The organism is Pseudomonas aestiva, from assembly GCF_039908605.1.
Lineage (GTDB): Bacteria > Pseudomonadota > Gammaproteobacteria > Pseudomonadales > Pseudomonadaceae > Chryseomonas > Chryseomonas aestiva.
The window spans coordinates 2,237,290-2,249,153 of record NZ_CP150916.1; the positions used below are offsets into that span (position 1 = coordinate 2,237,290).

Here is an 11,864-nt window from a genome sequence, read left to right on the forward strand (position 1 = left end):
CTTCCGTCATCATCGCCGGACGGCCTCGACGACCGGTGCACGCATACGCTTCAGACGCCCTGTTAAGGACCTGACGACATGGCAAAACCCAATAAAGCTCGCTCCCGCAAACCCGCCGCCTTCATCGACGATCCGCTCTGGTACAAGGATGCGATCATCTACCAGGTGCACGTGAAGTCGTTCTTCGACTCCAACAACGATGGCATCGGCGACTTCCCCGGCCTGATCGACAAGCTGGACTACATCGCCAGCCTGGGCGTCAACACCATCTGGCTGCTGCCGTTCTATCCCTCGCCGCGGCGCGATGACGGCTACGACATCGCCGAGTACCGCGGCATCCATCCCGACTACGGCACCATGGCCGATGCCAAGCGTTTCATCGCCGAGGCCCATGCCCGTGGCCTGCGGGTGATCACCGAACTGGTCATCAACCACACCTCCGACCAGCACCCCTGGTTCCAGCGCGCCCGGCGCGCCAAGAAGGGCTCGGCGGCGCGTAACTTCTACGTCTGGTCCGACGACGACCAGAAGTACGATGGCACCCGCATCATCTTCCTCGACACCGAGAAGTCCAACTGGACCTGGGACCCGGTCGCCGGCCAGTACTTCTGGCACCGCTTCTATTCCCACCAGCCGGACCTCAACTTCGACAATCCCCAGGTCATGAAGGCCGTCATCTCGATCATGAGGTACTGGCTGGATCTGGGTGTCGACGGCCTGCGGCTGGACGCCATTCCCTATCTGGTGGAGCGCGACGGTACCAACAACGAGAACCTCCCCGAGACCCACGTGGTGCTCAAGGAGATTCGCGCCGAGATCGACGCCAACTATCCGGACCGCATGCTGCTGGCCGAGGCCAACCAGTGGCCGGAAGACACCCAGCTGTATTTCGGCGATGGCGACGAATGCCACATGGCCTTCCATTTCCCGCTGATGCCGCGCATGTACATGGCCATCGCCCAGGAAGACCGTTTCCCCATCACCGATATCCTGCGCCAGACTCCGGAGATCCCGGCCAACTGTCAGTGGTCGATCTTCCTGCGCAACCACGATGAACTGACCCTGGAGATGGTCACCGACCGCGAGCGGGACTATCTCTGGAACTACTATGCCTCGGATCGCCGCGCGCGCATCAACCTCGGCATCCGCCGTCGCCTGGCGCCCCTGCTGGAACGCGACCGTCGCCGTATCGAGCTGCTCAACAGCCTGTTGCTGTCGATGCCCGGTACCCCGACGATGTATTACGGCGACGAAATCGGCATGGGTGACAACATCCACCTGGGCGATCGCGATGGCGTGCGGACCCCGATGCAGTGGTCGGTCGACCGCAACGGCGGCTTCTCCCGCGCCGACCCGGCCAGCCTGGTACTGCCCTCGATCATGGACCCGCTCTACGGCTACCAGGCAATCAACGTCGAGGCCCAGTCGCGCGATCCGCATTCGCTGCTCAACTGGACACGGCGCATGCTGGCCGTGCGCAAGCAGCAGAAGGCCTTCGGTCGCGGCACCCTGAAGATGCTGTCGCCCACCAACAGACGCATCCTGGCCTACCTGCGCGACTTCACCAATGCCCAGGGCGAGCACGAGACCATCCTCTGCGTGGCCAACGTCTCCCGCGCTGCCCAGGCGGTGGAACTGGACCTGTCCAGCTTCGCCGGTCAGGTACCGGTGGAGATGATCGGTGGCAGCGCCTTCCCGCCCATCGGCCAGCTGCCCTACATGCTGACCCTGCCGCCCTATGGCTTCTACTGGTTCTACCTGGCTGGCAACGAGCAGATGCCCGCCTGGCACACCGAGCCGCCGGCACCGATGCCCGACTACCAGACGGTGGTCATCAAGCGCAATCTGCAGGAACTGCTGGACGGCGAGCCACGCCGCATCTTCGAAGAGGTGCTGCCGGTCTATCTGCCCAAGCGTCGCTGGTTCGGTTCCAAGGACGAGGCCATCACCGGTGTGCGGCTGGACTATGCCGTGCAGATCAACACGCCCAAGCTGCCGGTGATGTTCAGTGAGGTGGTGGTGACCAATGCCAAGGGCGAAGAGCGCTACGCCTTGCCACTCGGCTTCCTCGCCGAAGAGGACCAGCATTGCAGTCCGCTGGCGACCCAGCTGGCGCTTTCCCGCATCCGCCATGTGCGGCGTGTGGGCCTGGTGACTGACGCCTTCGCCCTCACCAGCTTCGTGCATGGCGTGTTCGATGCCTTCCGCAAGGGTGCGAGGCTGGCGTCCCCTGCCGGGGACCTGAGTTTCGAGGTCTACGACCAGGCCGAAGACTTCGCACTGGATCCGGACATCGAGATCAAGCACCTGGGCGTCGAGCAGTCCAACAGTTCGCTGATCGTCGGCGACCACCTGATGCTCAAACTGATCCGCAAGGTGGCGCCGGGTATCCACCCGGAAGTGGAGATGGGACGCTACCTGGCCCAGGCCGGGTTCGCCAACATCGCTGCGACCCATGCCGTCGCCCAGCGCATCGCGGCGGACGGCACGCCGCACGTACTGATGCTGGTGCAGCAGCACATCCACAACCAGGGCGATGCCTGGACCTGGAGCCTCGACGGTCTGGATCGCGTCACCCGTGACCTGCTCAGCGGCGGCATCTCCGACGTGGAGAACGAATTCACCGCCATGGGCGATCTGACGGCCTTCGCCGGTGTGCTGGGCAAGCGTCTGGGCGAGATGCATCTTGTGCTGGCGCAGCCTACCGAGGATGCGGCCTTCGCTCCCGAAACCGTGGATGCCCAGGCGGCCAAGGACCTGGCGCATCGCGTTCGCCTCCAGGTGGACAACGCCCTAGATACCCTGCAGGGCATGGGCGATCAGCTCGACGCCACTGGCAAGTCCCTGCTGCAGGGCCTGGTCGGCAAGCGCGAAGCCCTGGCCAAGCGCATCGAGGCCCTGGCGGCCGATGTCGAGGGCGGTCTGCGTATCCGCGTCCACGGCGATCTGCACCTGGGTCAGGTGCTGGTGGCCCAGGACGACGCCATCCTCATCGACTTCGAAGGCGAGCCGGCACGGTCGCTGGAAGAACGTCGCGGCAAGTACGGTCCGCACAAGGACGTCGCCGGGGTACTGCGCTCCTTCGACTACGCGGCGGCCATGGTCACCCAGTCGAGCAACGCCGGCGCGGATACCTCGGAAGAGCACCTGCAACTGCGTGCCAAGGCAGCAGAGACCTACCGCAATGCTTCCTACGCGGCCTTCCTGGAAGGCTATCGCGCTGCGGCGGCCGACATCGGCCACCAGTGGAGCGAGCGGGGCGAGCAGGCGGCGCTGGATCTCTACAGCCTGGAGAAGGCGGTCTATGAGATAGGCTACGAGGCTGCCAACCGACCCACCTGGATCAACATCCCGCTACGGGGCGTTGCCGCCATCGTCGAGACCCTTTTGTCCGGAGCCCGCGCATGACCGATCACAACACCGTTCCTGTCGCTCCGCTGGACGACGCCCGGCTCTCGGCTGCCGAGGCCGAGTCCCTGGCCCGTGGCGAGCACGGCAATCCCTTCGCCGTGCTCGGTCCCCATCCCGATGGCGAAGGCCTGATTGTCCGCGCCTTCCTGCCCAGTGCCCTGGGCGCAGAGTTGGTCGATCGCGTCAGCGGTCGGCCGCTGGCCCAGATGCAGCCCGGGCGGGTGCCCGGACTGTTCGTCGCGCGGCTGGAGTACGCCGCGCCCTACAAGCTGGTCATCCGCTGGCCGAGCGGTGTGCAGGAGACCGAGGATCCCTATTCCTTCGGTTTGCTGCTGGGAGAAACCGATCTCTACCTGTTCAACGAAGGCCGCCACCGCAATCTCGGCGAGACCTTTGGCGCCCAGCGCTGCCAGGTCGACGGCGTGGAGGGCGTGCGTTTCGCGGTCTGGGCGCCCAATGCCCGGCGCGTCTCGGTGGTCGGCGACTTCAACAGCTGGGACGGGCGCCGTCTGCCCATGCGCCTGCGCGCCAACAGCGGTGTCTGGGAGCTCTTCGTGCCGCGTCTGCCGGTGGGCACGGCCTACAAGTACGAGATTCTCGGCCAGCACGGCGTGTTGCCGCTCAAGGCCGATCCCATTGCTCTGGCCGCGGAATTGCCACCGCGCACCGCCTCGGTGGTGGCCGACAACAAGCCCTTCACCTGGCACGACCAGGACTGGATGGCTCGCCGTCGCGAGCTGCAGGGTGTGGAAGCGCCCATTTCGGTCTACGAACTGCACGCCGGGTCCTGGCGCCGCGAAGGCGGTGACGAGGGGCGCCAGTACAACTGGCGCGAACTGGCCGAGCGCCTCATTCCCTACATCCGCGAAATGGGCTTCACCCATATCGAGCTGTTGCCGATCATGGAGCATCCCTTCAGCGGGTCCTGGGGCTACCAGCCCCTGGGCCAGTTCGCGCCTACCTCGCGCTTCGGCACCCCGGCGGATTTCGCCGCCTTCGTCGACGCCTGCCACCAGGCCGACATCGGCGTCATCCTCGACTGGGTACCGGCGCATTTCCCGACCGACGAACACGGCCTGGCCCGCTTCGATGGCACCGCGCTGTACGAATACGAGCACCCCTACGAGGGCTTCCACCAGGATTGGAACACCTACATCTACAACCTGGGGCGCCATGAGGTGCACGGCTTCATGCTGGCGTCGGCCATGCACTGGCTCAAGCACTTCCACATCGACGGTCTGCGCGTGGATGCCGTGGCCTCCATGCTCTACCGCGACTACTCGCGCAAGCACGGCGAGTGGATCCCCAACATCCATGGTGGTCGCGAGAACCTGGAAACCATCGCCTTCCTGCGTCACCTCAATGAGGTGGTCCACGAGGAAGCGCCGGGTGCTCTGGTGATCGCCGAGGAATCCACCTCCTGGCCGGGCGTCAGTGCGCCGGTCAGCGAAGGCGGCCTGGGTTTCGACTTCAAGTGGAACATGGGCTGGATGAACGACACCCTCCACTATGTGGAAGAGGACCCGGTCTATCGCCAGTACCATCACCACCAGATGACCTTCGGCCTGGTGTATGCCTGGTCAGAGCGCTTCATGCTGCCCATCTCCCACGACGAGGTGGTGCACGGCAAGGGCTCGATGATCGAGAAGATGCCGGGCGACGTCTGGCAGAAATTCGCCAATCTGCGCACCTACCTGAGCTTCATGTGGACCCATCCGGGCAAGAAGCTGCTGTTCATGGGCTGCGAATTCGGCCAATGGCGCGAGTGGAGTCATGATCGCGAGCTGGACTGGTTCCTGCTGGAGCACGGCACCCACCGAGGCGTTCAGCAGCTGCTGGCCGATCTCAACCACCTCTATCGTCACGAGCCGGCACTGCACGAGCGCGATCACCTACCCGAAGGCTTCGACTGGGTGGTCGGCGACGACAATGGCAACAGCGTCTTCGCCTGGCTGCGCAAGGACGCCCAGCAGCGACCGCTGCTGGTAGTCGCCAACTTCACTCCGGTACCGCGTCACGACTACCGGGTGGGCGTGCCGTCGCTGGGCCATTGGCATGAGATCTTCAACAGCGATGCCGAGCGCTACGGTGGTTCCAACCTGGGCAACGGCGGCGGGGTAACGGCCGAGGAGATCGGCGCCCATGGCCAGCCGGCCTCGCTGAACCTGCAAGTGCCACCGCTGGGTCTGCTGGTGTTCAAGCCGCAGGGCTGATCCGGGAGCGCCCCATCAGGGGCGCGTTCCGCTGACAGGCATCCCCGTTCTGGGCGATGCTTGTCAGGCATCTGGCAACTGAGAACACCATGATCGATCTCGCCGAATGGAATCTGACGGTTCCCGTACCCATGCCCGTGGCCCAGGTACAGACCGCCGAACTCAACAGCAGCGGCTTTCGCAGCCCCTATCTCGCGCGTGGCGAAGGGGGATCGCTGGTGTTCTGGGTCCCGGTGACCGGTACGCCGCAACCCTTCAACACCTATCCCGCCACCGAGCTGCGTGAGACGCGCCCGGACGGCAGTGCCTATGCGTGGAAATACCGCGAAGGGGATGCCCTGCTGCAGGCTGAAGCGGTGGTGCAACAGGTGCCCTCACGCCCCGAGGTCATCATCAGCCAGATCGAGGACCAAACAGCCGTGCCGGAAGCACCCCAGGCGCTGTTGCAACTCATCTATCGCGTGGAGAGCCCGGCGACCGGCAAGGGACAGATCCCCCAGGGCCAGTTGATCGCCCGGTTGCGGGAAAGCCCCAGTGACAGCCCCAAGGAGGTCATCCTGCTGGAGCGCCTGCCCCTCAACAGCCGCTTCAGCTATGACATCAAGCTGGCCCGCAGTGGCGTGCTCACCGTCCGCGCCCATGGCGCCGGGTCGCGCAACGGTGACCTGGGTCTGCAACTGGACAGCGCCTGGAGCAGCCATCACCTGTATTTCAAGGCCGGTGCCCGCTTGCGCGATGGCGAGGGGCCCGCCACCGAAGGCGGGCGGGTCCTGTTCTATCGGCTGATTTCCATGCACCAGCCCAACAACCGGTGAGACTGCTTCAAGTCGCGTGCTTTTCCTGCTGCTTGCGCTCTTCGCGCCGGTCATTGCTGACCTTTAGCTTCTTGGCCCGGCTTTCCAGGGCGAAGTAGAGCACCGCGGCGATCAGCAGCGGCAGGATGAAATACAGCGTCCGGTAGCCAAGCAGGGCGGCGATGATCTTGCCTTGGGAAAGGCCGTCATTGGCCAGCAGGGCGATGAACACCGTCTCCAGCACCCCGACCCCAGCCGGGATATGCACGATGACCATAGCGATGCTGGAGAGCAGCAGGACGCCCAGTACATGCAGATAGTCCACCTGGCGGCCAAGGAACAGGTAGACGATGGCCGCCATGGCCATCCAGTTGACCGAGGAGACCAGCAGCTGCAGGCAGGCCATGCGCAGCGAGGGCAGGGCGAGGCGCTGCTTGCGCACCGTCCATTCGCGCTGCTTGGCGAAGGCGCAGACGCCCAGGTAGAAGACGATGAAAGCCAGCAGGCCGAAGCCGATCAGTCGCAGGGTGGTATCACCCACGAACCAGTTGGGCGGCATGTCCACCACGCCACTGACGAAGATGCCACCGGCCAGCAGGATATAGCCGAGCCAGTTGGTGGCGATGCTCAGGGAAAAGATGCGGGTGATGGTGCCGCTGGAAAGGCCCAGGCGGGAATAGAGACGGTATCTCATGCCGATGCCGCCGACCCAGGTGCTCAGGGTCAGGGTGAAGGCGTAGCAGATGAAGGACACCAGGAATACCTGGCGCTTGACCAGCTTGTGCCCGCAATAGGCACGCCCGATCAGGTCGTAGCAGCCATACATGATGTACGACAGCACCACCAGGCCGCCGGCCATGGCCAGCGTGGTCCACTTGTAGCCGGTGAAGACCTTCCAGACCTCGCCCCAGTCCACCTTGCGGGCATAGATCACGAGCAGCACCACCACCGCGATCAGGAAGACCCAGGTGAGGATCTTCTTCGCCAGCACCCAGCGACCATTCTGGCGTTTGTCGCCAGCCTGCTGGTCGTCCTCGTCGTCGGTATGATCCAGGGCGTCGCTGTGGCTGCTCATCGTTGGGGATACCTTGAAATCGAGGAATCGACCCGGTCCTGGGTTTCGAGTTCGGGCTGCACCGGCGGACTCACCAACTCGATCTTGGGGGTATGACCGGGCAGCCAGCCGACCCAGGCGGGAAAGTGGCGCAGGAAGTGAAAGACCAGCATCGTCTTGGCCAGGTGCCAGTAGGTGCGTTTGGGTACCTTGCTGCTGTCGACGTGCTCGCAGTGATTCTGGATCAGGGTTTCCAGGCGACCGCGCAATTCACGGTTGAAGGCGTGGTCATGGAAGATCAGGTTGCATTCGAGATTGAGCGAGAGACTCAAGGGGTCGAGATTGCTCGAACCCACCGTGGACCAGTGCTCGTCCATGGTCGCCACCTTGCCGTGCAGGGGCCGCAGGCAATATTCGTAGATCTCCACCCCGGCCTTGACCAGGTAGTTGTAGAGCATCTGCGCGCCGACCTTGACGATGGCCATGTCCGGTTCGCCCTGCACGATCAGCACCACGCGGACGCCACGCTGCGCCGCATTGCGCATTTCCCTGAGCAGCCGATAGCCGGGGAAAAAATAGGCGTTGGCGATCACCACCTCGCGCTTGGCGTTGCGCAGCATCTCCAGGTAGTGCTTTTCAATGTCGGCGCGATGCTCGTCGTTATCGCGGAACACCAGCAGCGCCTGGGCATTGCCGGGATTGCGGTTGTCGGCCGGCTTCTGCGAGCGCTTGCCCCACCAGCGGTGGGTTTCCTCCGGAGAGTTGATGGCGTCGCGCGCGAAGCGGTGGATGTCATCGACGATGGGGCCTTCGACCTCGACGGCGTAGTCCTGCTTGGCTTCGGGCCCGAAGTCGCCCAGGTGCTCGGCGGAGTAGTTGATACCGCCGATGAACCCCAGGCGGGCGTCCACCACCACGATCTTGCGATGCAGGCGGCGGAAGAGATTGGTCCTCATGCCCATGACCAGGGGGCGCGGATCGTAGTAGCGAAACCGCACGCCGGCATGCACCATTTCATCGATGAAGTCGCGTGGCAGATCGGGCGAGCCGTAGGCGTCCACGGTGATGTCCACCTGGACACCTCGCTTGGCCGCCGCGACCAGCTCTTCCTGCAAGGCCTTGCCGACCTTGTCGTGGAAGAGGATGAAGGTCTCGATGATGACCTCGCGCTCGGCCGCGCGGATCGCCTCGAAGACCCGTGGAAAGAAGTCCTCGCCGTTTTCCAGCAAGGCGATGCGGTTTCCGTCCCGCCATTCGAAATTCATAGGTGGAAGTCCGCAGCCAGGGGTGCATGGTCGGACAGGTGCGACCACGGCTGATTACCGAGCACCTGTGGGCGCCCGACGCTGACGTTGCGCGTGTAGATGCGATCCAGGCAGAGCAGGGGTCGCTTCGCCGGGAAGGTCTTGGGCAGGCGCCCCGCGGTCTTCATGAACACCTCTTCGAGTCCCGCGCCCTGGCCAAGGATGTCATTGGCCTTCTGACGCCAGTCGTTGAAGTCCCCTGCCACCACGACGGGGGCGTCGCTGGGCAGGGAATTGATGTGTTCGCAGATCAGCTGCATCTGCATCTGGCGATGTTTCTCGCGCAGGCCCAGATGCACGCAGATGACGTGCAGATCCACGGCCTGATCCGGGATACGCAGGACGCAATGCAGCATCCCGCGCTTTTCCGGACCGGCGATGGAAATGTCGAAGTTGTCGTAACTGACGATGGGAAACTTCGACAGCACCGCATTACCGTGATGGCCGTCCGGGTAGACCGCATTTCGCCCGTAGGCAAAGTCGGTCCACATCGAATCGGCCAGGAACTCGTACTGCGGCGCCGCCGGCCAGTTCTCGAAGCGCAACGGGTGCTTTTCGTGGGTACCCAATACCTCCTGCAAGAAGACAATGTCCGCTGACACCGTCCGCACCGCCTCGCGCAATTCCGGCAAGATGAACTTGCGGTTGAAGGACGTGAAGCCCTTGTGCGTGTTGATGGTCAGGACCTTGAACGAAAAACCCTGTTGCGCGTTCGTCATGCCTGGCGCTTCCTCCGCTTGGTCTGGGTCAGCTCGAACAGCAATACCGAGCGTCCGGTGACCTGATAGGTGTCTCCGAAATTGAAGACGTCGCCGGCATCCAGGTCAGGCTGATTGGTATCCAGCTGCAGGGACCAATGCTCGCCCATGGGGACTTCCGGCAGGGTGAAATCCACCACGTCATAATGAGCATTGACCAGAATCAGCAGCGAGGTATCCGCGCCCTTGCGACGAATGCCGGTCGGCTGGGCACGGCCATCGAGCAGGATGCCCATGCACTTGTTGCTGCCGTCCTGCCACTGCTCGTCGCCCATCTCGGTGCCCCCGGGCTGCAGCCAGGTAACATCCTTGACGCCCAGTTCTTCGTTGTAGGCACCAGTGAAGAAGCGGCTACGACGCAGCAGCGGATAGCGGCGACGCAGGTCGATCAGGTTGCGCACGTATTCCTGCAGTTCGGCGCTCTTTTCGCTGATCTCCCAGTTGACCCAGCCGATCTCGCTGTCCTGGCAGTAGCCGTTGTTGTTGCCACCCTGGGTACGCGCGAACTCGTCCCCGGCCAGCAGCATGGGCGTGCCCTGGGAAAGGAAGAGGGTCGCCAGCAGGTTGCGCATCTGCCGATAGCGCAGTTCGATGATCTCCGGATCATCGGTCTCACCTTCGACACCGCAGTTCCACGACAGGTTATGGGAGTGGCCGTCGTTGTTGCCTTCGCCATTGGCCTCGTTGTGTTTGTCGTTGTACGACACGGTATCGGCCAGGGTGAAGCCATCGTGGGCGGTCACGAAGTTCACGGACGAGTAAGGCTTGCGACCGCGACGGTTGAACTTGTCGCCGGAGCCCAGCAGGATCTTCGCGAAATCGCCGATCTTGTCTTCGTCACCCTTCCAGAAGGCACGCGCGGTGTCGCGGAAGGTATCGTTCCACTCCATCCAGCCGGGTGGGAAGTTGCCGACCTGATAGCCGCCGGGGCCGCAGTCCCAGGGTTCGGCGATGAGCTTGGTCTCGGCCAGGATGGGATCCTGACGGCAGGCATGCAGGAAACCGCCGCCTTCGTCGAAGCCGTCCGGCTCGCGGCCCAGGATGGTGGCCAGGTCGAAGCGGAAGCCGTCCACGCCCATCTCGGTCGCCCAGTAGCGCAGCGAGTCGGTGACCATCTGCAGCACGCAGGGGTGGCTCATGTTCAGGGTGTTGCCGGTACCGGTATCGTTGATGTAGTAACGCGCATCATCGGGCATCAGGCGGTAGTAGTTGGCGTTGTCGATGCCCTTCAGCGAAAGGGTCGGGCCCATCTCGTTGCCTTCGGCGGTGTGGTTGTAGACCACGTCGAGGATGACCTCGAGGCCGGCATTGTGCATGCGCGCAACCATCACCTTGAATTCGCCGATGGATTGGCTGGCCATGTAGCGCGAGTGCGGGGCGAAGAAGGCCAGGGTGTTGTAGCCCCAGAAGTTTCTCAGGCCCTTTTCCAGCAGGTGGTTGTCATCGAGGAAATAGTGGATCGGCATCAGCTCGACGGAGGTCACGCCGAGCGACTTGATGTAATCGATGACTTCGCTTTCCTGCAGGCCGGAGAAGGTGCCCCGGGCGTTCTCGGGCACTGCCGGGTGCTGCATGGTGTAGCCGCGGACATGGGTCTCGTAGAACACGGTGCGGTCACGCGGGACACGCGGATGGGTGGTGTTGCCCCAGGTGAAGGCCGGATCGATCACCCGGCAGCGCGGCATGAAGGGGGCGCTGTCGCGCTCGTCGAAGGACAGGTCGCCATCGGCATGGCCGATGGTGTAGCCGAACAAGGCGTCGTTCCACTCCAGCTCACCGACGATCTGCTTGGCGTAGGGATCGATCAGCAGCTTGTTGTGGTTGAAGCGATGGCCATTCTGCGGCTCATAGGGGCCGTGTACGCGGTAACCGTAGAGGGTGCCGGGACGGGCATCGGGCAGGTAGCCGTGCCAGATCTCGTTGGTGAATTCCGGCAGCTCGATGCGTTCGATTTCTTCCTTGCCTTCGTCGTCGAAGAGACAGAGTTCTATCTTGGTGGCGTTGGCGGAAAAGATGGCGAAGTTCACGCCGGAGCCGTCCCAGGTAGCGCCCAGGGGATAGGGCAGGCCTTCACGAACACGAGACTTGGACTTGCTGATGAACGCGGTCGCTTCGGTTAAGGGCTTGTTGGAATCGGTTGATGTCATTTCGACGCTCTCGGGGATAGCTAGGAAGGAAGTAGCTCTGACTCGGCTCTCAATACCTGCCGGTGGCTGAATCGATACAGATCCGGCTACCTGTATATGAAAGGCCCGGCGCAGCGCAGTTCCGGGCCCTGATGGCGAACCGACAAAGCGTTGTTTTTTCTCGAAAAATCAGGAGAACAGCGG

Annotated in this window: 7 protein-coding genes; 3 read left to right on the forward strand and 4 right to left on the reverse strand. The window is 63.4% G+C overall.

The window, feature by feature from the left end; translation table 11 throughout:
- Positions 1 to 78: 78 nt before the first annotated feature.
- The 3 genes from treS (at position 79) to AABM56_RS10440 (ending at position 6,439) form a co-directional block, all read left to right on the forward strand.
- On the forward strand, positions 79 to 3,408 hold the full coding sequence (treS, locus tag AABM56_RS10430) for a maltose alpha-D-glucosyltransferase (protein ID WP_133861804.1): 3,330 nt from the start codon (positions 79 to 81) through the stop codon (positions 3,406 to 3,408).
- A complete protein-coding gene (gene glgB, locus AABM56_RS10435; RefSeq protein ID WP_347884070.1) occupies positions 3,405 to 5,624 on the forward strand; it encodes a 1,4-alpha-glucan branching protein GlgB in 2,220 nt (739 codons plus the stop codon). The genes treS and glgB overlap by 4 nt, the downstream gene beginning before the upstream one ends.
- 89 nt (positions 5,625 to 5,713) lie before the next feature.
- The gene (locus AABM56_RS10440) at positions 5,714 to 6,439 is read left to right on the forward strand and encodes a polysaccharide lyase family 7 protein (protein ID WP_133861802.1); all 726 of its coding nucleotides are present in this window, start codon (positions 5,714 to 5,716) and stop codon (positions 6,437 to 6,439) included.
- Between the two features lie 7 nt (positions 6,440 to 6,446).
- Here the strand turns inward: AABM56_RS10440 and AABM56_RS10445 are convergent, their stop codons facing one another.
- Genes AABM56_RS10445 through glgX form a run of 4 tightly spaced genes read right to left on the reverse strand, consistent with a single transcriptional unit; the run spans position 6,447 to position 11,681 of the window.
- On the reverse strand, positions 6,447 to 7,493 hold the full coding sequence (locus AABM56_RS10445) for a YbhN family protein (RefSeq protein ID WP_133861801.1): 1,047 nt from the start codon (positions 7,491 to 7,493) through the stop codon (positions 6,447 to 6,449).
- Positions 7,490 to 8,737: a cardiolipin synthase ClsB gene (gene clsB, locus AABM56_RS10450; RefSeq protein ID WP_263259258.1), complete on the reverse strand. Its 1,248-nt coding sequence runs from the start codon at positions 8,735 to 8,737 to the stop codon at positions 7,490 to 7,492. Before clsB ends, AABM56_RS10445 begins: the two co-directional genes overlap by 4 nt.
- Positions 8,734 to 9,495 carry an endonuclease/exonuclease/phosphatase family protein gene (locus AABM56_RS10455; RefSeq protein WP_133861799.1) on the reverse strand — a complete coding sequence of 254 codons (762 nt, stop codon included), beginning with the start codon at positions 9,493 to 9,495 and terminating at the stop codon, positions 8,734 to 8,736. The genes clsB and AABM56_RS10455 overlap by 4 nt, the downstream gene beginning before the upstream one ends.
- Positions 9,492 to 11,681: a glycogen debranching protein GlgX gene (gene glgX, locus AABM56_RS10460; RefSeq protein WP_252977116.1), complete on the reverse strand. Its 2,190-nt coding sequence runs from the start codon at positions 11,679 to 11,681 to the stop codon at positions 9,492 to 9,494. The genes AABM56_RS10455 and glgX overlap by 4 nt, the downstream gene beginning before the upstream one ends.
- Positions 11,682 to 11,864 lie beyond the last annotated feature (183 nt).